Here is an 18,520-nt window from a genome sequence, read left to right as displayed (position 1 = left end):
AGTTCTTCACGCCGCGTAAACGAATAGCGATGCCTCCCCGTCCCTCATACGGTCCGGTGCTGACCGCTACGCGGTCCCTTCCTCGTTCAGTCGGTCGACGACCTGCTGGAGGTCGGCCTCGGCCTCTATCGCCTCCTTGACCTGCTCGCGCTGGCGGACCGCCTCGGAGTCCGCGCCGTACGCGCGGACGTACTCGGCGCGGGTGTGCTCGTCGAACGCGTGGCGGATGGCGAGGTAGCCGTCCGGCACGACGACGCCACACACCTTGCACTCGCGGCGCTCGTGGTCGTTCGTCTGGTGGACGATGGCGCTCTCCGCGTCGGCGAACTGCTCCCCGCACCCGTCGATGCCGCATTCCCAGGCCATTGCAAGGGGGATGTGCGTCACGCCGTATAGACTTTTCCGACCGCCGACGGGTCGAATCAGAACCCATAATTAGGCGCTCCGAAAACCCCACTCTGTGACGGAGCGCGACGAGGTTCGGGTCGACATGCACGTGAAGGTACTCGACGAGCGCGTCGTCCGCCGCGCGAAGGAGCGCGGGCTGGACGCGCTGGTGTACGCCCCGCATTTCACCCGCCTTCCGGACATCGAAGCCGCCGCGGACGCGTACTCCGACGACGACCTGACGGTGATCCCCGGCCGCGAGGTGTTCACCGGGGACTGGCGGAACCGTCAGCACCTGCTCGCGGTCGGCCTCACCGACCCGATCCCGGATTTCATCACGCTCGAAGGAGCGATCGCGGAACTGCGGCGCCAAGACGCGGCGGTGCTCGTCCCGCACCCGGAGTTTCTCAACGTCAGCCTCAGCGAGTCGTCGATCCGGCAGTACCGCGACGCGATCGACGGCGTCGAGACGTACAACCCGAAGATGACCGACCGCGGGAACCGGCGGGCACGCACCGTCGCGGTCCGGCAGGACCTGCCGCCGTATGGCTCGTCGTACGCGCACCGCGTGGCGACCGTCGGCGAGGCGTGGACGGCGTTCGACCGCGAGGCGCTTGACGGCGAGGTGACGGGCCAGTCGGTCGTCGCGGCGCTGCAGGGGGGCGCGCCCCGGCGCGTCGAGCACCGGCACGGGTTCGCCCACCGCCGCCGCCGGTTCGCCGAGCAGGCCCACCTCGCCTGGGAGAACACGTGGGGGAAGATAGACCGGGTGTTCCTCTCGGGGACGGAGCCGACGCATCCGCGCCACATCGCCTACGACGGCGCCTTCGACGACGTGGCGGCGTACTAGCGGCAGGTTCTTTGAGCGCGAACCCGTAGCGCGCGGCGTGGTGTCCGACTGGCTCTGGTCGCTGCCGAACTGGCTGGTCGTCGGCCTGGCGATCGGCGGGGCGTTCACGCTCGTCGCCGCGGGCGTGTTCGCCGCAGGTGCCCGACTGTTCCCGGCGTCCCGGGAGTACACGGCCGACGCGAGCGACGGCTTCACCGGCGAGAGCAAGCGCCGCGCGGAGATCCGCGAGTACCTCCAGCGGATCGACGAGCCGTACGCGGAGGACCACTTCGTCGAGGGGCAACACGTCGCCTTCTACCTGCCGCGGCGCGGCGTCGCGGTGACGTTCGACGCGCAGGCGTACTTCCGGATCGAGGGGTCGGCGACCCACGCCGTGCTCATCGAACACGAGATGCCCGGCGTCCACCTCGGGGAGCGACTGCCGTTCGAGACGCCGGAACTGACCCTCGAAACTGACGAACACGACCCGGTCGCCGCCGCGTTCGACACGCTCGGCCTCCCGCCCGACGCCACCGCGGACGACGTCAAGTCGGCGTACCGCGACCGCGTCAAGGACGTCCACCCGGACCACGGCGGCGACGAGGAGTCGTTCCGGCGGGTGCGGGAGGCGTACGCGCTCGCCAGCGAACACTCGGGGACGACCTGACGCTCGGCTCCCCCGGGCGAGGCTACGCGGCGTCCGTCACTTCGTACGACGCGTCGGCGTCCCGCAGCGCGTCGGTCACCCGGCCGACCCTGTCCGCGGTGGCGACGACGACGGGGTCGATCCCCCGCCCGGCGGCGTCGGCCGCAACCTCGCCCGCGGCGAACGTCGTGTCCGGGTCGACGCCGGCCCGGTCCAGCGCGACGACCGCCTCGACGCCCGACGCGGTGACGACGCCGGCGTCGGCACAGGCCGCCGCGAGCGCGTCGGCGTCGACGGCCCCGCTCCCGCCCGAGCGCACCGGCGGCACCTGCAACACGGTGACCGAGCCGGGGTCCAGGTCGATGATCCCCTCGAAGCCGGTGACGCCCACGTCGCCGCCCGCCTCGGCGTCGGTCGTCGCGACGCCGGTCGCCGGTCCCGCCTCGCCGGGGGTCGCGTGGAGCAGGCCGTCGACGAGCGAGAGCGTCACGGCGTCGCCCTCCGCGATGCGGTCGGTCGCGACGGCGGCGTCCTCCCCGACGCTCCCGAGGATGTCGTCGGTGACGTGGTCGGCGAAGCGCCGGACGTCGGTCGCCTCCCGGAGGAGCCAGTCGACGCCCTCCTTGGTGACGCGGTAGCGCGACCGCCCCTCCTTCTCGACGAGCGCGTCGTCGACCAGTTCGCGGATGTACTCGCTGACGGCCTGGCTGGTGACGCCGACGGCGTCGGCGATCTCCCCCTGGCTCACGGCGGGCTGCCGGTCGGCGATCTCGACGAGGATGCGAAACCGCGTCGCGGCGCGTTTGTTCTCGAGGACGTCGGCCATGTGGCCACGGTCGGCCGCGCGGATAAAAAACCCCCCGACGGCCGCCGTCTCGGGACCGTTCCGGCGGGGCGGGCCGCGGCCGACGTACCCGCGCTCGTGTGCGCCCGACGGGATGCCGTCAACTCTTTATTCCGACGCTACCAGATACCCGAACGTGATCGCCCTCTCCGTCGCCGACGCCTTCGCCCCCCTCGCGGCCGTCTCCGACGCGCTCGCCTGGGTCGTGGTCGCGGCATTCGTGCTCGCGTCCGCGCTCACCTGGGCCGGCCGCCGGACGGTCGCCCGCTACGTCGCCAGCGGGACGTGGGGCCTGTTCGGCGTCTTCTGGCTCTCCGTGTTCCCGACGTTCTGGTTCGAGATGCGCAGCCTCATCGAGGGGACGCTCTCGCTCGTTGCCGTCCCCGCCTGCATCTACACCGGCTACCTGCTGTACGACGGCCGGGAGTCGCTGCTGACCCTTTCCCACGCCGTCGGGGCGATGGGTCTCATCTACCTGCCGGCCGAGACGATCCCGCTCTTCCGGCGGTTCCTCGTCGAGACTGTCGCGGGCCAGACGTACGCCGTCATCACGGCGCTTGGCTACTCCCCGGAACTCGTCCCCGTCGACAAGGACGTCGCCGTGCAGGGGTATCTGAGCATGTTCGTCTTCGAGGACGGCGCTGGCCACACGTACACGACCCACATCGTCACCGCCTGCACCGGCATCGGGAGCATGGCCATCTTCGGCGGGCTGATCGCCGCGGTGCGTGCGCCGGTGCGCCGGAAGGCGAAGGCGCTCGGGCTCGCGGTGGCCATCATCTGGGTGCTGAACGTCGCCCGCAACGTGTTCATCGCCGTCGCGTTCGGCAACCAGTGGTTCCAGCAGGACGCGCTCGTGTACGTCGCCACGGAGTTCGCCGGCTACCAGGACCCGAACCTCACCTCTTTCTTCATCGCCGACCGCGTGATCAGCCAGAGCCTCTCGGTCGTCGCCCTGGTCGGGATCACGTGGCTCGTCGTCCGCGAACTCCCCGAACTGCTCGACGTGATCGAGGAGGCGCTGTTCGTGCTGACGGGCACGGAGTACGACCTCGCCGAGGCGCTCGGCCAGCCGGTCCGGGCCGACGGCGGCGAGTGATGCGCCTTCGCGACCGCGCCTGCTACCTCCCGGCGGCCGACGCGCTCGTGCTGACGGACCTCCACGCCGGCCGCGCCGCCGCCTCCAACGTCGAGTTCCCGCTCGGCGAGCGGTCGGACCTGACCGGGCGCGTGGCCGCGCTCCTCGACGAGTTCGCGCCCGCGGAGGTGGTGGTCGGCGGCGACCTGTTGCAGGCGTTCGACCGCGTCCCGCACGGCGTCGGAGAGACCGTCGACCGCCTCCGGGCGACCGCCGACGGCGCCGGGGCGGACCTCGTCGTCACTCCCGGCAACCACGACAGCCAGCTATCGGCGGTGTACGACGGCCCCGCGCCCGCGGAGTACCGACTCGCTGACGGCGGGACGGTCGTCTGTCACGGCCACGAACTGCCCGACGCCGACGCCGACCGCTACGTGGTCGGCCACGACCACCCCGCGGTCGAGATAGAGGGCCGAAAGCGCCCCTGCTACCTCGTCGGCGAGGGCGCGTACCGCGGCGCGGACGTGGTGATGCTGCCAGCGTTCACCCGCCTCGCGGCCGGCGTCGCGGTCAACGGAATGGGCGCGGCCGACTTCGCCTCGCCGCTCGTGACCGACCCGGACGTGTTCCGCCCGGTGGTGTGGGACGAGGACGCCGGCGAGGCGCTCGACTTCCCGCCGCTGGGCGAGCTTCGGCGCTTCCTATAGGTCCTCGACGGCCGCCTCGGCGGCGCGGCGGCCGCTCTCCATCGCCCCGTTTATCGACGACCACGCGGTGTAGTCGCCGGCGAGGTAGACGGGGCCGTCGGGCGCGCGAACGCCGGGCAGCGACTCGCGGAACCCCGGCGGCTGGGCGAACTGCGCGAACGGGACGCGCTCCGTGCGGACGCGTTCGAGGTCGGCGAAGCTGTGTTCGGGGTACCACGACGCCAGCGCCTCGTGGGTCAGGTCGGCGAGTTCGGCGTCGCTCTCCGAGCGCTCGCCGAGGAACGTCGCCGAGAGCAGCGTCGTGTCGTCGGGCGCGTACTCCGGCGCGACGGCCGTCAGGTCGACGACGTGGTTCGGGTCCGCGTCGGCGGCGTTCAGGATGAGCCGCTTGCCGGCGTCCAGTCGCTTGGCCGCGGGATAGGCGTAGTACTGCGTGACGCAGGCCCGCGCGTCGGTCGGGACGGGGTCGACCCCGGTCAGCTCACGGGCGGACGGCGGGTCGGCGGCGACGATTGCCGCGTCGGCGGTCACCGTCTCGCCGCCCACGGAGACGGTCGCCCTGTCGCCCGCGGGCTCGACCGCGTCGACGGTCGCGTCCGTCTCGACGGCCGCGCCGGCGTCCCGGGCCGCCGCTGCGAGCTGTTCGGGGATCGCCGCCATCCCCTCGGCCGGGACGGCGATGGCGCCCGACGAGAGCGCGCGGAAGGTGTACTCGAACACGCGGCTGGACGTCTCCAGCGACCGGTCCAGCGTGATCCCGCCGTAGAACGGCGCGGCGAAGTTCTCGACGAACGCCTCCGAGAAGCCGTAGTCGCGGAGGTACGCCCGGATCGAGCGGTCCGACCCCTCGAATATCTCGCGGCGGGGTTTGTTCCCCAGTTCGCGCCGGAGCTTCAGCGTCAGCAGCTTGTCCCGCGTCGTCACCTCGCGGTTGAACAGCGAGTCGGTGAACGTTCCGGGGTCCCGGAACGGGTCCGAGAGGATCGACCGCTCGCCCGGGCGGGCGATGCACGCGCCGGGAGTGAACCGGCGAAGCGAGAGCGCGTCGAGGTCGAGTTCGCGCTCCGCCGCGGGGTAGGCCGTAAACAGCACCTGGAACCCGCGGTCGAAGACGAACCCGTCCTCGCGGGTCGTGCGGACCCGGCCGCCGACCTCGGCCTCGCGCTCGAACAGCTGTACGTCGACGCCGGCCTCGGCGAGGCGGCGCGCGGCGACCAGTCCGGCCAGGCCGCCGCCGACCACGGCGACGGTCGCGTCCTTCGACATGCCCGAACGGTGGGGCGCGCCACACTAAACGACTGCGAGACGGCTCCCTCCGCCGGCGACGCGGCGCGGGCGACCGGCCGGCCGGCGACGGCCGGTCCGACCCAAAACGGTTTGGGGCGCCGGTTAACCCCGTCCGGCCGTTCGGTACGGACGATGAGAATCGCACGCGCGGAACGGTGGGAGGAAGCGAACGACGACTCGCAGGATGGAACAACCGACGGCCAGGAGCACGAGGTTGCCGTCGCCGAGTCGGCGGCTCGGGACGCCGTGTCGGACCCCGACCGGCGGTATCTGCTGGAGTACCTGCTGCTGAACCGCTACATGGTGTCGCGGGCCGACGTGGCCGCGGAGGTCGCCGCCCGAAGGGGCGACGGGATCCGGGAGGCGGTCGACGACCGGCGTCGAAAGCGCGTCGAGGTCCGGCTCCGGCACAACCACCTGCCGAAGCTCGCCGACGCCGGGCTGCTGGAGTACGATCCGACGAGCACCATGGTGGCGCTTTCCCCCGACGCCGAGGACGCGGTCAGGGCGGCGCTGTAGGCGAACCCGGACGACATCCCGCGGGGCCGGCCGCCGCGGCCGGAGAGACAGGCATTTGGTCCGGCCGCCCGGAGGTCCGCCCATGGAGACGACGGACGCGTTTCTCGGACTCGACTGCGTGGACTGCGGCGAGCGACACGACGCGGCGACGGCGTCCCACCGCTGTCCGGACTGCGGGGGGATCCTCGACCCGGCGTACGACTACGACGCGGTCGATCTGGACCGCGAGACGCTCGCGGAGCGGCCGTTCGAGACGATGTGGCGCTATCAGGAACTGCTGCCGTTTCCGGCCGACGCGGCGGTGTCGATGGGCGAGGGCGCGACGCAACTCGTGGAGTGTCCCGACCTCGCCGACGAACTGGGCGTCGGCCGCGTGCTGATCAAAGACGAGGGGCGGAACCCGACGGGGACGTTCAAGGACCGCGGACAGACCGTCGCCGTCACCGCCGCCGTCCAGCACGGGGCCGACGAGGTGGCTCTGGCCTCCGCCGGCAACGCGGGGCAGGCCGCCTCGGCCTACGCGGCGCGGGCCGACCTCGACTCGCACGTCTTCCTGCCCTCGCGGGCGGGCTTCACGAACAAGGCGATGGTGAACGTCCACGGCGGCGAGATGACGGTCGTCGGCGGCCGCATCGGCGACGCCGGGGCGGCCTACGAGGACGCGCTGGACGAGCACGACGACTGGTACCCCCTCCAGACGTTCGTCACGCCGTACCGCCACGAGGGGAAGAAGACGATGCTGTACGAGATAGTCGAGCAGGAGGACTGGGACGTGCCCGACGCCGTCGTCTACCCGACTGGGGGCGGCGTCGGCCTCGTCGGCATGCACAAGGCCGCGACGGAACTGCGCGACCTCGGCCTGACCGACGAACTGCCGTCGATGTACGCCGCGCAGGCCTCCGGGTGTGCGCCCATCGTCGAGGCGTTCGAGGCGGGCCGGGAGCGCCACGAGCCGGTGGAGACGCCCGACACCATCTGCGGCGGGATCGAGATACCCGACCCCGGCGCGAGCCCGCTGATCTTGGAGGCGCTCCGCGAGAGCGACGGCGGTGCGGTCGCCACGGACGACGACGAGATACTGGCGAGCGCGATCACCGTCGCCCAGAACGAGGGGGTCGAGATGGGCGCGACCTGCGCGGCGGCGGCGAGCGGCGCGATGGCGCTTGCCGACCGCGGCGAGTTCGGCCCCGACGACACCGTCGTCCTGCTGAACACCGGCGCGGGCAACAAGGACGACGACATCCTCCGGAGCCACCTGATGGGCCAGGGGGTGTAGCGGAACCGTACAGTCGTTCAGTTTTAGCCCGGAGAACGACTCAGGATTGGGCACGCGGCCGACGACGAATTAGACGCGCCAGGTATAAGGTTTAGACCCATCTAATCCTCGTCGTGATGTTGAGCGACGTGATGGAGGACTATCTGAAGGCGATCTACTACCTCGAGCGCGACGAGGGTGCGCCGGTGGGCACCTCGCGGATCGCGGAGTACCTCGACGTGACCTCGCCGACGGTGACGAGCATGCTCGACAGCCTCGGCGAACGGGGCCTCGTCGAGCGCGAGAAGTACAAGGGCGTCGAACTGACCGCGGAGGGCGAGACGGTCGCCGTCGAGGTGGTGCGCCACCACCGGCTGCTGGAGGCGTATCTCACCGAACACCTCGACTACGACTGGAGCGAGGTCCACGAGGAGGCCGACGCGCTCGAACACCACATCAGCGAGGAGTTCGAGCGCCGCGTCGCTGAGGCGCTCGGCGACCCCGAGGTCGACCCGCACGGCGACCCCATCCCGGGGGCCGACCTGACGCCGCCGGACGAGGGCGGCGGGACGCGCCTCGACCAGCACGGGACCGGCGACCGCGTCCGCGTCGAGCGCGTCAGCGACCGCGACGCCGAGGAACTGGCCTACCTGCAGGACGCCGGGGTGGTGCCGGGCACCGTCGTTGAGGTGACGGACGTCGCGCCGTTCGGGATGGTGACCGTCGCCGTCGCCGGCGACGAGCAGAGCCTGCCCGAGTCGGTCGCGCGGTCGATCCGCGTCGCGCCGGCCGAGGAGCGCGACGAACTCGTCGTCGAGGAAGCATGACCGGCTGGGTCGAGGTCCTGACGATCGCCTTCACCGCGCAGTTGCTCGCCCTGCCCGGCGAGAAGGGCCAGTTCGTGATCGCCGGGCTCGCGACGAAGTACCGGCCGGCGGTCGTCGTCGCGGGCGCGGCCTGCGCGTTCGGCGGCTGGACGGTCCTGGAGATCGCCCTCGGGCAGGCGCTCCAGGGCGCGCTCCCGGAGTTCTATCTGGACGCCGCGACCGCCGTCCTGTTCGTGCTGTTCGCCGGGATGCTGTTGTACTCGCTGCCCGAGAAGGACGCCCCGGCGGTCACGGACGGCGGCCTGCTCTCCGAGGTCGAGGTCGCCGGCGACGGCCGGATGGCGGGCTTCGTCCCCTCGTTTTCGGTGATGGCGTTTGGCGAGTTCGGCGACAAGACCCAGCTCATCACCATCGGGCTGGCAACCCAGTACGCGGCCGGGTCGGCGATCTGGGCCGGCGAGATGCTCGCCATCGTCCCGGTGAGCCTGGCGAACGCGTACTTCTTCCACCGCTTTGCCGACGCGCTGGCGGAGTACGACGTCAAGCGGTACCTCTACCTGGCTTCGGCGGCCATCTTCCTGCTGTTCGCCGCCGACATCGCGGCGTCGTACGCGTTCGGGACCTCCTTCCTCCCGCTGTGAGGTGCCGGTCGCCGCCCGGAGCCGCCGCCTCCGCCGTGCTCGCCGCTGTCGAGCGATTTTTGTCGGTCCGCTTCCCAGATGGCGACGTGTCGAACGTGCTGACTTCCGCCGTCGCCGGGGTCGCCTTCGGGCTGGCGCTGGCCGCGCCGCCCGGCCCGATGAACGCGATCATCGCCGAGGAGAGCGTCCTGCGGGGGTGGGTCGCGGGGTTCAAGGCGGGGCTGGGTGCGATGACCGCCGACGCCATCTTCTTCGTGCTCGCCCTGTTCGGCGCCGTCGCCGTCGTCGACCGGCTGCCGACGCTCCGGGCCGTCATGGTCGGGGTCGGCGGCGTGTTGATGCTGTACTTCGCCTACGACGCGTTCGCCGACGCGACGGAGGGGTTCGTCGACGAGGGTGAGGTGGCCGACGACCGCGGGTTCCGGAAGGCGTTCGTCCTCGCGCTGACGAACCCGTATCAGGTCATCTTCTGGCTGACGCTCGGGGTCGGCCTGCTCGAACCGGGGACGCTCGACGTGTTCGAGCCGATGCCGTATCTCGGGTCGGCGCTCGCGGGCACGTTCGTCGTCGAGACCGGGTCGCCGACGCTGCTGGTCGGCTTCTTCGGCGGCATCCTCCTCTGGATCGTCGGGTTCCCCGCGACGCTCGTCGGCGCGGGGCGGCGGATCGACGCGTTCGCGCCGGCGGTGGCCTACGCGAGCGCCGGCGTCCTCGCCATCTTCGGCGTCGTCTTCCTCTCGGACGCCGCCGGCACGCTGCTCTAACTGTCGAACTCGTCCATCCCGGCGACCTCCTCGGAGAGCCACTCCCGGAACCACTTGACCCGCTTCAGCCGGCGGTGGGCGATCCCCTCCGCGGTGTCGGACTGCACGCGGTCGGCGGCGTCGCGGCCGCGCTCTAGGACGCGTTCGACCATCTCGGCGGCGTCCATGTGGGTCCGGGCCTCGTAGCCCATCCGCAGGAGCATCAGCGCCGTGCCGTTCGCCCCAACCTTGTCGAGCAGGTCGGCCTCGATGAGACAGCGGGTCTCCAGCGGCAGGTCGGTCAGGTCGCCCTGGTAGGAGTGGTCGGCCACGGAGCTACAGACGGCGTCGACGAACGACGGGGGGTACTCCCCGCGGGTCTCCAGATACTCGCGGGCGACGCGAGCGCCCTCCTCGGCGTGGACGTCCTGCTCGGCGTCCAGTTTGGCGATGTCGTGAAACAGCGCGGCGACCCGGGTCACGTCGACGTCGGCCCCCTCGCGTTTTGCGATCTCCTCGGCGAGGTCGACCACGTTGAGGATGTGGTTGTGGCGGTAGTCCGCGGAGTGCCACGGGTACCACCGCATGCGGCCGCCCTCGTCCTCGTTTTCGACGCTGGCCGCGAGATACTCGAAGACGAAGGCCGCCATCTCCTCGAACTCCTCGTCGGTGACGCGGGACTCCTTTATTTCAACCCCCACACCACCACCCCCAGAGCGTAGATCCGGTGTTCATTGCTACGTCAACAAACGTTTGTTCGACTCTTTAGCGTTACGACACCGCGAATTAAGTTCCCGCGCCGTCAGTTGCCACCGTGACCGAAGCGATCTATCTGGACGACTCCGACCGGCGGTCGTTCGAGGCAACCGTCGAACGGGTGGCCGGCGACCGCGCCGTTCTCGACCGGACACTGTTCTACCCGGAGGGCGGCGGCCAGCCCGCCGACGCCGGGACGCTCACGGCTGACGGGGAGACGTGGCGGGTGACCGACGTGCAAAAGCGCGACACGATCTACCACGCGCTCGACGGCGACCCGCCGCCGGCGGGGACGACGGTGCGGGGCGAACTCGACTGGGAGCGCCGCGAGGCACACATGCGCTATCACACCGCCCAGCACCTCCTCTCGGCGCTCCTGCTCGACGAGTACGACGCCGAGACCACCGGAAACCAGCTTTATGCCGACCGGGCGCGCATCGACTGCGGCTACGACCGGTTCACGGAGACGGACCTGGCGGACGTCACGGCCCGGATGAACGAACTGATCGAGCGGTCGATGCCGGTCGAGTGGTACGAACTGGACCGCGAGACGGCGGAGGAGACGCTCGACCCCGACCGGACGCGGATCCACCTGCTCCCCGACAGCATCACCGAGGTCCGGATCGTCGAGGTCGGCGACTACGACCGCACCGCCTGCGCCGGCACGCACGTCTCGAACACCGACGCGATAGGCGAGTTCACCGCGACCGGGCGGGAGACGAAAGGCCCCGAGGAGGAGCGGCTCTCGTTCGAGCTGTCCGACTGACCGTACGGGTACTGGGGTCGTCCCCCGCCGTAGCCGGTGCGTTCCCGGCCCGTAGCCGGCACATTACTACCTCCCTGCCGCGCCTCGGACGAACTGTGCCGTGGCTGGGCACGAGCGCGAGCCCACCGGCTTCGGCCGGCCCCGGAGACGGGTTGTAGGTTCGACTCCTACCCGCGGCGTTTCCTTCGGCGACGAGTTTCCCCGAGTCACCGTCCGTAGTCTGCCGGTCACCCGCCCCCGCGCCGCCGACACCACAAGGGTTTCGTATCGCCTCTTCCCACTCGCGATATGGACTTCGACCGCGACTCCCTGCCACCCCGCCGCTGGCTCCTCCGCGGCGGGCTCGCAGCGCTGATCTGCGTGCTCCTCGCCCCCGCGGCCTACGCCGCCGTCAACCCGCAGACGGTGGGGCTCGGGTCCGGAACCGTGGAGGAACCGGCCGACAACGTGACCTACGTCACGAGCCAGGGCTTCCACTTCGACGGCTACGGGAACGCGAAGAAACCGGCCCGGCTCGCCGCGGCCGACGAGAACGGCGACCTCCGCTGGTCGTTCGACGGCGACGCCGTCGGCGCGCGCTGGTTCTACGACGTCGACCCGATGGAAAACGGCGACCTGTTCGTCACCGCGACCAACGCTGGGGGAACGATCGCCATGGAGTTCGACCCCGAGAAGCAGGAGCCGGTCCGAACCGAGGAGTTCGACCTGAAGGACACGCACAACATCAACCGGCTCGACGAGGACCGAATGCTGATCGCCAACATGCGCCAGTACGAGGACGGCGTCAGCAACGACCGCCTCTACATCCGGAACGTCACCGCCGGCGAGACCGAGTGGGAGTGGACCTTCCACGAACACTACGCCAACGACACGGCCGGCGGGTTCGGCGAGGACTGGACGCACGTCAACGACGCCGAGTTCATCGGCGACGGCGAGCGCTACGTGCTCGCCTCGCCGCGGAACTTCGACCAGGCGATCGTCATCGACCGGGAGACCGACGAGATAGTCATGCGGCTCGGCGAGGACGGCGACCACGACACGCTGTACGCCCAGCACAACCCGGACTACATGGAGCGCGAGGACGGGACGCCGGTGATGGTCGTCGCGGACAGTGAGAACGACCGCGTCGTCGAGTACGAGCGCGACTGCGGCGACGCCGACCCGCGGCTCGGCGCCGGGACGCCGCCCTCGAAGTGCGAGTGGAACCTCGTCTGGTCCGTCGACGGGTTCAACTGGCCACGGGACGCCGACCGCCTGCCCAACGGCAACACGCTCGTCGCGGACACCCTCAACCACCGCGTCGTCGAGATCACGCCGCAGGGCGAGGTCGTCTGGGAGTTCCATGCGCCCTGGGCACCGTACGACGCCGAGCGCGGTGAGCGGGCCTCGAACGGCCCGACGATGGCCGACGCGGGGACCGGCGGCAACGCGACCGTCTACGGCGGCGACGTCTCCGGGCCGGCCAACCGCTACACCGTCGCGGACGCCATCGCCGACGGCGGCAGCGCCGTCGGCCTCGGCAACGCGGAGGAACTGGCGTCGCGGTGGGCGCACTTCGAGCCCTGGATCCGCCCGGTGTGGATGGGGTCGTGGACGCTGGTCTCGGCGCTGGCCGGGCTGCTCGTCGCGCTTGTCTGGGGCGGCGCGGAACTGATAGTCAACCGGCAGCGCGTCGCCGCCGGCGTGCGGAACGGCGTCGACGGCGTCGGCCGGCGGCTCCGCGGCGACTGATCCCGGCCGTCGCGAACTGTTTCGGCATCCTCCGCCCCCGTTTCGATCCGCTTCCCTTCCTCGGACGTCCCGCAGTACGCTATTCTCCCGGGAGTGGCCGACACGACGAGTGAAAAACAGCCCGACAGGGGAGCGTCCTCAGTCCCGGCGGCGGTACGCCAGCGCCGCCGCGCCGAGGGCGACGACGACTGCGCCGCCGACGCCGGCCACGACGGCCATGGAGACGCCGTCGTCGCCGCCGACCCCGGCGACACCGTCCGTGCCGCCGACGATACCGCCGTCGCCGTCACCGTCCCCGTCGCCGCCCGACCCGCCGCTGTCGAGTTCGGACGGCGCGAAGTCGTACATCGCCGCGGCGCAGGTCTCGATCTCCTCGGTCGTGAAGTTGGCCGAGTTGTGGGCCTCGTACGTCCCGTTGACGCCGACCTCGCGCATCGTCGGCCCTTCGGAGCCCGGGCCGCCGCGCTCGGCGTCGTACGTCTCGTAGGGCGTGTATATCTCCCAGACGATCCGGCCCTCCGGCGTGATCTCGACGGTGCGGTGGCCCATCCGGTCGCTGACCAGCGTGTTGCCGTTGGGCAGGCGGTCCGCGTCGCGGGGCTCGTTCAGCCCCGTCACCGTCCAGACCCGCTCCCACTCCTCGCTCTCGGCGTCGTAGGCGTACTCGACGACGCGGTCGTTCTCGCTGTCGCCGACGAGGATCGTCCGCTGGCCGTCCGGGCCGCGCAGGTGGTCGGGGTTGTGCTGCTCGTTCAGGATGTCGTAGTTGTCGTCCTCGCCGAGCGTGAGGTTCTCCTCGACGTCGCCGGTCGTCCGGTTGACGAAGACGACCTTGTCGAAGTTCCGCGGCGAGATCATGAAGAGGTGGTCGCCGACGGGGTCGACGTCGTTGACGTGCGTCCAGTCGCCCTCGGGGCCGCCGCCGCTCTCGGGGAACTGCTCGGCGTGGTCCTCGAAGCGCCACTCCCAGACCACCTCGTCGCTCGTGACGTTGTACACGAGTAGGCGCTCGTGGCCCTCGCCCTTGTCCGCGATGACTATCTCGTGGTCGTTGAGCCGGTCGGCGTCGTGGGCGTCGTCGACCTGCGGCGTCGACTCGTCGTCGGGGTCGCCGTCGAAGTCACGCACCCACTCGTACTCGTTTCGCCCGGGGTCCAGCTTCCCGATCTTCGTGTTGCCGCTCTCCGTGGTGACGAACAGCAGGTCGCCGTCCGGGGTGCGGTCCACGTCGTACGCGAACCAGCGCCCGCGCAGCGAGGCGTTGTGCGCCCAGTCGAACGAGCCGTTCGGCTCGTAGGACATCAACATCGCGGGCCACTTCTCGTACCCGTCGTCGGTCAGTCGCGTCCCCTGCATGCTGACGACCGTGTTCTCGTCGGGGCGTTCCTCCATCGTCCCGACGCAGGGGTTCGTCCCGTTCCCTTCCTGCATCCCGTCGGCGGCGACGAGGCCTGGCATCGCCATCGCCGGGAGCGTCAACGCGACCAAAACAACGAGCGTGGACCGACGCATACATCGGCCGTCTTGCGGGCGGCGTAATGAATCTTGTCAGGTCGGTCCGCGTCCGGCCGTCGCCGGCCTTCGCGGCCGGCCGTTACGCGCTCCCGTCGCCGACCGGGTCGTGGACCGCGCGGTAGCCGTCGCCGTCGGCCTCGACGCCGTCGACGGCGTACAGCCGGATCGATTGCTCCTGTTTCGTCGTGACCGGGAAGTCGTAGTGGTCGGCCTCGTAGTCGAAGGATCCGCCGGCATCGCGCTCCTCGCGCACGAACTCGCGGTGGTCGGCCAGCCGTCGCTGGACCACGTCCCTGGAGAGGGTGGGGGCGTCCTCGACGCGGTCCTCGAACACGGACGCGAACGCCGGTTCGCGCTCGTAGCCGACGGAGTCGCGGCCGGCGACGAGCGCGGCGAGCGACGTGGTGCCCGTCCCCCAGAACGGGTCGAGGACCGTGTCGCCGTACGCGCTGTACATGTTGATGAGGCGGTAAGGGATCTCGAAGGGGAACGCCGCGGACCGGTCGCGGAGTTCGCTCCCGTCGAGCGTCTGGAACTCGCCTTTGACGTCGGCCCACACGTCCGAGAACCACCGGTTTCGCTCCTCCCAGAAGTACGCCGCCTCGTACCGGCGGGTCGCCCCGGGTTCGAACGCCCGCGACTCGCCGCCGTTGCGGAAGACGAGGACGTACTCGTGTTCCAGCGTGACGTAGGCGTTGGGCGGCAGCATGCCCGACCCCATGAACTTGGCCGCGGAGTTGCTCGGCTTCCGCCACAGCAGTTCCGGCAGCGGGTCGAACCCGAGGGCCTCGAAGTCGTCGACGACCCGGGAGTGGTTCTGGTAGACGCGGAAGCTCCCGTCCACCGTCCGCGTCGCGTCGCCGACGTTGACGCAGGCGATCCCGCCGTCGACGAGGACGCGCTCGACCTCCGCCCACACCTCGGCCAGCGTCTCGTGCATCAGGTCGAACGCCGCCTGCCCCGCGCCGGCGTCCAGCGCCTCGCCGACCGCTGGGTCGAGTTCGGCGAACACGTCGTCCCACATCTCGATCATCGGGTACGGCGGCGACGTGACGACGAGTTCGACGGCGTCGTCGTCGAGTTCGGCGAGGTCGCGGGAGTCGCCGACCACGACGCGGTGCTGCGTCTCCATTACCCGCCTGTTCCCCGTGCCTTCGTAATAGGGACTTTGCATGTCCGCCGGCGGCTTCCGGGCCGCCGCGGCAGCGGGCGTCGACTCCGGCCCGTTCGCGCGTTCGGCCCGGTCACTCCAGATCGCCGTGCGTGACCGTAAACGGGCCGTCGTCGGCGTCCCGCTTGGGGAGCATCGGCCCGATCGCCGCGGTCCGGCGGGTCAGCGTCGCGGTCCGCAGGATGTACGACGCGAGCAGGCTCACCGGGATGGAGACGACCGTCGCGAGCGCGGCGACCGCGTACGGGAGGTACTTGACCGGGACCGTCGCGCCGCCGAGCCCGCCGTACAGCGGGCCGATGAGGGCGGCCGCGCCGATAGCGGGTAATCCGAAGAGGATCACCAGCTGCGAGAAGCGGGTGAGCTCCCGCTGGAGGTAGACGGTCTTGAAGTGGCCTTGCGCCGTGCTGAACAGGCGGATCGCCTCGATCAGATCGTCGAACGCCCGGCGCGTCCCCTCCGACAGCGCGGGCGCGTCGTTGCGGAGATGCCTCGCGGCGTACAGCTGCCACCCGTCGTCGTAGTCGACGGCCGTGGACAGGGCGTCGAACGTGTTCGCCCCCTTGCGCCCGAGGGCCTCGTCCACCTCCTCGGTCCGCTCCCTGACGCCGCGGGCGTACCTGACGGTTAGCTCCCGGTGGTCCTCGTCGTCGATGTCGGCCGCGGCGTCGGCGAGGCCGTTCGCGCGGACGCGGACGTTCTCGGCGACCAGTTCGAGAAGCCGCGTCGGCTCCGCCGGGGCCGCCGGGACCTCCGTCTCATCCTCGACGTCCCGGCGGAACGACAGCACGCCCTCCAGCCGGTCGCGGAACTCGCCGGCCGGCGAGAACTCCTGGGAGAGGATGAGCTGGTTCACCGAGACGACGATGGTGACCAGCGAGAACGACCCCGCGACCATCCCGCTGGCCATCCGCGTGACCGAGTTGGGGTTCGTGAACGCGATGACTCCGAGGTGGTGGCAGGCGAGCAGCACCGCGAATACCCCCGCGGACGTGACCGCGGTGACGTGGAGCCGGTTCCCGTCGACCAGCACCCACTCGACGAGGCGGTTCCGCGACCGCGTCCGACTGGCGATGTTCCCGTCCGACGACTCCCCCGTGTCCCCAGCGCCGGCAGCCCCCATGGTCCCTCAACAGTCACCGCTCCAAAGAGCGTTGTCCCGCGCGACACTCCTCTGGGGTCCACGTTCGTCGATGGACTCCGCGGCCGGGGCGTATCTTGAAATGCTTCCTCGACGTCCGTTTGCTACCGTGACGGCAGACAGTAACCGCACCTTCCGCACGGCTCGACGGTGATGGGGCGTTCGACGCGCCGGAGCCTGCTGGCGACGCTCGGCACGGGAGCGGCGGCGCTCGCGGCCGGCTGTGCCGCGACGAGCGACGAACCGGAGTACGAGCGGCGGACGGTCGACGCGTCGGGCGGCGATCCGCGGTCGGCCGCCGAGATGGCCGCCGCGGCGGCGCTGGCCCAGCGGACGGCGAACGACGGCGCGAGCGCCCTCGACGCGCTCTCGCTCGTCGAGCACGAGTTCGTGCTGGTCGACGGGTACAAGGGACCGACGGTGCAGGGGGTCGTCGAGAACGGCGGCGAGTCCACCGTCGACTACGCCGAGGTCCGCGTCCGGGTGTACGACGACGGCGGCGCACAGCTCGGCCGCTACCTCGCCACCACCGGGGACATCCCCCCCGACACGCGGTGGCGGTTCGAGGCGATCCTCCTCGCGTCGGCCGCGGACATCGCGGCCTACGACGCCGCGGTGTTCGGCCTCCCCGAGTGACGGCGGAACCGGCCGTGAGACGCCCTACTCGTCGTCCGCTGGCGGCCAGTCCACCGCGTCGGCTTCGACGGCGGCGAGCAGCTTCCGCCGCCGATCGTCTACCCCCGCAAGCGACTCGTCGAACTGCCCGTCCGGGACCATGGGAACGTCCGCCTCGCGGAGCCTGTCGAGGGCCGGGGGCGGCGGCGTCTCGTCGGCGGGCTGGATGAACGCAGCGGTCAGCGTCTCGAGGTAGTCCTCCGTGCTCGACCGGGCGCTCTTGACGAGCGCGGCGTTCGGCATCTCGTCGTCCGGGACGCCGAACTCGAGGACCGTAAGCGCCTCGTCGAGGACCGCGACGGCCAGCGGCGACGAGTCCGAGGCGTCCTCGCTGTGGTAGTAGTGGAGGATCGGGTACGACTTGTGCTGCTCCGCGAGCAGGCCCAGGTCCGACGATATCTCGTTGAGCGGGAGGTCGAGGTCGCGGAACCCCTCGCCGTCCCAGCCGGCCCGGACGAACGCCTCGCCCCGGTCGCCGATCCCGGTGACGCTCTTGGCGAACGCCCGCTTGTCGGCGACCGCCCCCAGGATCGAGAGGACGTAGGAGACGCCGAGCGTGACGAACAGCATCCCGCTGGCGGTCGTCAGCGACGAGGCCATCTGCCACACTCCCCCGTTGGGCGTGAAGTCGCCGTTCCCGTCGGTGAACATCGTGTACGCGACGTACCAGGCCCAGTCGGTCCAGCCGAGCGGTCCCCCGCTTCGCGCGTCGATGAGCGAGCTCTCCCCGCCGGCGAACACGAGCGTCCAGCCCGCCCAGAGGAGCCCGACCCACGCGACCAGCGTGACGACGAGGATGATCGGCCCCGAGAGGCTCAGCACCTTCGTCCGGTTCCCGCCCACCGCCCGGAGCCCGTGCCACACCCACGTCGACAGGCGCGAGGAGAGCGGGCCGGCTCCCCCGTCGACCCAGAGCGTCGTCCAGAGGATGTCGACGACCACGACGACCAGTATCACTACACCCAGAACGAGGTAGAGGGGTCTCATGCGGGGATTGACGCG

At 70.8% G+C, this 18,520-nt stretch carries 20 protein-coding genes; 12 read left to right on the top strand and 8 right to left on the bottom strand.

Annotated features, from left to right (window positions below):
• Positions 1 to 66 precede the first annotated feature (66 nt).
• A complete protein-coding gene (locus EYW40_RS01170) occupies positions 67 to 366 on the bottom strand; it encodes a DUF7565 family protein (RefSeq protein WP_135819794.1) in 300 nt (99 codons plus the stop codon).
• A gap of 94 nt (positions 367 to 460) precedes the next feature.
• Between EYW40_RS01170 and EYW40_RS01165 the strand changes: the two genes are divergently transcribed.
• Positions 461 to 1,237, top strand: coding sequence for a PHP-associated domain-containing protein (locus EYW40_RS01165; protein WP_375137140.1), 777 nt, complete (start codon positions 461 to 463; stop codon positions 1,235 to 1,237).
• 40 nt (positions 1,238 to 1,277) lie between these two features.
• Positions 1,278 to 1,883, top strand: coding sequence for a J domain-containing protein (locus tag EYW40_RS01160; RefSeq protein ID WP_375137139.1), 606 nt, complete (start codon positions 1,278 to 1,280; stop codon positions 1,881 to 1,883).
• A gap of 22 nt (positions 1,884 to 1,905) precedes the next feature.
• Here EYW40_RS01160 and EYW40_RS01155 read toward each other — a convergent pair whose 3' ends face one another.
• On the bottom strand, positions 1,906 to 2,688 hold the full coding sequence (locus EYW40_RS01155; RefSeq protein ID WP_135819793.1) for a DUF7839 domain-containing protein: 783 nt from the start codon (positions 2,686 to 2,688) through the stop codon (positions 1,906 to 1,908).
• 154 nt (positions 2,689 to 2,842) lie between these two features.
• Here EYW40_RS01155 and artA point away from each other — a divergent pair, with 154 nt between their 5' ends.
• A complete protein-coding gene (gene artA, locus EYW40_RS01150; RefSeq protein ID WP_237560548.1) occupies positions 2,843 to 3,805 on the top strand; it encodes an archaeosortase A in 963 nt (320 codons plus the stop codon).
• Positions 3,805 to 4,491: a metallophosphoesterase gene (locus tag EYW40_RS01145; RefSeq protein WP_135819792.1), complete on the top strand. Its 687-nt coding sequence runs from the start codon at positions 3,805 to 3,807 to the stop codon at positions 4,489 to 4,491. Before artA ends, EYW40_RS01145 begins: the two co-directional genes overlap by 1 nt.
• Here the strand turns inward: EYW40_RS01145 and EYW40_RS01140 are convergent.
• Positions 4,486 to 5,757, bottom strand: coding sequence for an NAD(P)/FAD-dependent oxidoreductase (locus EYW40_RS01140; RefSeq protein WP_135819791.1), 1,272 nt, complete (start codon positions 5,755 to 5,757; stop codon positions 4,486 to 4,488). The two genes, EYW40_RS01145 and EYW40_RS01140, sit on opposite strands and share 6 nt — an antisense overlap.
• Before the next feature lie 153 nt (positions 5,758 to 5,910).
• Here EYW40_RS01140 and EYW40_RS01135 point away from each other — a divergent pair, with 153 nt between their 5' ends.
• The 5 genes from EYW40_RS01135 to EYW40_RS01115 all read left to right on the top strand — a co-directional run bounded on the left by EYW40_RS01135 (position 5,911) and on the right by EYW40_RS01115 (position 9,784).
• Positions 5,911 to 6,297: a DUF7344 domain-containing protein gene (locus tag EYW40_RS01135; RefSeq protein WP_202614403.1), complete on the top strand. Its 387-nt coding sequence runs from the start codon at positions 5,911 to 5,913 to the stop codon at positions 6,295 to 6,297.
• An 82-nt stretch (positions 6,298 to 6,379) separates the two neighbouring features.
• The gene (locus EYW40_RS01130) at positions 6,380 to 7,573 is read left to right on the top strand and encodes a threonine synthase (protein ID WP_135819790.1); all 1,194 of its coding nucleotides are present in this window, start codon (positions 6,380 to 6,382) and stop codon (positions 7,571 to 7,573) included.
• Positions 7,574 to 7,689: 116 nt separating this feature from the next.
• Positions 7,690 to 8,379, top strand: a complete 690-nt coding sequence (locus EYW40_RS01125) for a metal-dependent transcriptional regulator (RefSeq protein ID WP_135820598.1) — start codon at positions 7,690 to 7,692, stop codon at positions 8,377 to 8,379.
• Positions 8,376 to 9,020, top strand: a complete 645-nt coding sequence (locus tag EYW40_RS01120) for a TMEM165/GDT1 family protein (protein WP_135819789.1) — start codon at positions 8,376 to 8,378, stop codon at positions 9,018 to 9,020. The genes EYW40_RS01125 and EYW40_RS01120 overlap by 4 nt, the downstream gene beginning before the upstream one ends.
• An 86-nt stretch (positions 9,021 to 9,106) precedes the next feature.
• The gene (locus EYW40_RS01115) at positions 9,107 to 9,784 is read left to right on the top strand and encodes a LysE family translocator (RefSeq protein ID WP_135819788.1); all 678 of its coding nucleotides are present in this window, start codon (positions 9,107 to 9,109) and stop codon (positions 9,782 to 9,784) included.
• Here the strand turns inward: EYW40_RS01115 and EYW40_RS01110 are convergent.
• Entirely contained in the window at positions 9,781 to 10,464 is a 684-nt protein-coding gene (locus EYW40_RS01110; protein ID WP_135819787.1) for an HD domain-containing protein, read from the bottom strand. The genes EYW40_RS01115 and EYW40_RS01110 overlap by 4 nt on opposite strands.
• Positions 10,465 to 10,577: 113 nt before the next feature.
• On the opposite strand from EYW40_RS01110, the gene EYW40_RS01105 reads away from it, so the two are divergent.
• Positions 10,578 to 11,285, top strand: a complete 708-nt coding sequence (locus EYW40_RS01105) for an alanyl-tRNA editing protein (protein ID WP_135819786.1) — start codon at positions 10,578 to 10,580, stop codon at positions 11,283 to 11,285.
• 288 nt (positions 11,286 to 11,573) lie between these two features.
• Positions 11,574 to 13,016, top strand: a complete 1,443-nt coding sequence (locus tag EYW40_RS01100; protein WP_135819785.1) for an aryl-sulfate sulfotransferase — start codon at positions 11,574 to 11,576, stop codon at positions 13,014 to 13,016.
• Positions 13,017 to 13,154: 138 nt separating this feature from the next.
• Here the strand turns inward: EYW40_RS01100 and EYW40_RS01095 are convergent, their stop codons facing one another.
• The 3 genes from EYW40_RS01095 to EYW40_RS01085 form a co-directional block, all read right to left on the bottom strand.
• Positions 13,155 to 14,528 carry a hypothetical protein gene (locus EYW40_RS01095; RefSeq protein ID WP_135819784.1) on the bottom strand — a complete coding sequence of 458 codons (1,374 nt, stop codon included), beginning with the start codon at positions 14,526 to 14,528 and terminating at the stop codon, positions 13,155 to 13,157.
• Between the two features lie 82 nt (positions 14,529 to 14,610).
• Positions 14,611 to 15,663 (bottom strand): DNA-methyltransferase, encoded by a 1,053-nt coding sequence (locus EYW40_RS01090; protein WP_135819783.1) that lies wholly within the window; start codon positions 15,661 to 15,663, stop codon positions 14,611 to 14,613.
• 112 nt (positions 15,664 to 15,775) lie between these two features.
• Positions 15,776 to 16,825 (bottom strand): DUF7972 family membrane protein, encoded by a 1,050-nt coding sequence (locus tag EYW40_RS01085; protein ID WP_135819782.1) that lies wholly within the window; start codon positions 16,823 to 16,825, stop codon positions 15,776 to 15,778.
• A 171-nt stretch (positions 16,826 to 16,996) separates the two neighbouring features.
• On the opposite strand from EYW40_RS01085, the gene EYW40_RS01080 reads away from it, so the two are divergent.
• Positions 16,997 to 17,479 (top strand): FxLYD domain-containing protein, encoded by a 483-nt coding sequence (locus EYW40_RS01080; RefSeq protein ID WP_135819781.1) that lies wholly within the window; start codon positions 16,997 to 16,999, stop codon positions 17,477 to 17,479.
• Positions 17,480 to 17,503: 24 nt separating this feature from the next.
• Here EYW40_RS01080 and EYW40_RS01075 read toward each other — a convergent pair whose 3' ends face one another.
• Positions 17,504 to 18,505, bottom strand: coding sequence for a two pore domain potassium channel family protein (locus EYW40_RS01075; RefSeq protein ID WP_135819780.1), 1,002 nt, complete (start codon positions 18,503 to 18,505; stop codon positions 17,504 to 17,506).
• Between the last annotated feature and the right edge of the window lie 15 nt (positions 18,506 to 18,520).

The organism is Halostella litorea (genome assembly GCF_004785955.1).
Lineage (GTDB): Archaea > Halobacteriota > Halobacteria > Halobacteriales > Natronoarchaeaceae > Halostella > Halostella litorea.
Note: the sequence above shows the minus strand (reverse complement) of the source record. Positions and strands in the feature narration are given on the sequence as shown.

What these genes read in the sequence shown, in the direction of transcription:
- EYW40_RS01145 (WP_135819792.1), top strand. Translation starts at nt 3,805, where the DNA reads ATGCGCCTTCGCGACCGCGCCTGCTACCTCCCGGCGGCCGACGCGCTC.
- EYW40_RS01135 (WP_202614403.1), top strand. Translation starts at nt 5,911, where the DNA reads ATGAGAATCGCACGCGCGGAACGGTGGGAGGAAGCGAACGACGACTCG.
- EYW40_RS01170 (WP_135819794.1), bottom strand. Translation starts at nt 366, where the DNA reads ATGGCCTGGGAATGCGGCATCGACGGGTGCGGGGAGCAGTTCGCCGAC.
- EYW40_RS01080 (WP_135819781.1), top strand. Translation starts at nt 16,997, where the DNA reads ATGGGGCGTTCGACGCGCCGGAGCCTGCTGGCGACGCTCGGCACGGGA.
- EYW40_RS01155 (WP_135819793.1), bottom strand. Translation starts at nt 2,688, where the DNA reads ATGGCCGACGTCCTCGAGAACAAACGCGCCGCGACGCGGTTTCGCATC.
- EYW40_RS01140 (WP_135819791.1), bottom strand. Translation starts at nt 5,757, where the DNA reads ATGTCGAAGGACGCGACCGTCGCCGTGGTCGGCGGCGGCCTGGCCGGA.
- EYW40_RS01075 (WP_135819780.1), bottom strand. Translation starts at nt 18,505, where the DNA reads ATGAGACCCCTCTACCTCGTTCTGGGTGTAGTGATACTGGTCGTCGTG.
- EYW40_RS01130 (WP_135819790.1), top strand. Translation starts at nt 6,380, where the DNA reads ATGGAGACGACGGACGCGTTTCTCGGACTCGACTGCGTGGACTGCGGC.
- EYW40_RS01090 (WP_135819783.1), bottom strand. Translation starts at nt 15,663, where the DNA reads ATGGAGACGCAGCACCGCGTCGTGGTCGGCGACTCCCGCGACCTCGCC.
- EYW40_RS01120 (WP_135819789.1), top strand. Translation starts at nt 8,376, where the DNA reads ATGACCGGCTGGGTCGAGGTCCTGACGATCGCCTTCACCGCGCAGTTG.
- EYW40_RS01085 (WP_135819782.1), bottom strand. Translation starts at nt 16,825, where the DNA reads ATGGGGGCTGCCGGCGCTGGGGACACGGGGGAGTCGTCGGACGGGAAC.
- EYW40_RS01125 (WP_135820598.1), top strand. Translation starts at nt 7,690, where the DNA reads ATGTTGAGCGACGTGATGGAGGACTATCTGAAGGCGATCTACTACCTC.
- EYW40_RS01095 (WP_135819784.1), bottom strand. Translation starts at nt 14,528, where the DNA reads ATGCGTCGGTCCACGCTCGTTGTTTTGGTCGCGTTGACGCTCCCGGCG.
- EYW40_RS01100 (WP_135819785.1), top strand. Translation starts at nt 11,574, where the DNA reads ATGGACTTCGACCGCGACTCCCTGCCACCCCGCCGCTGGCTCCTCCGC.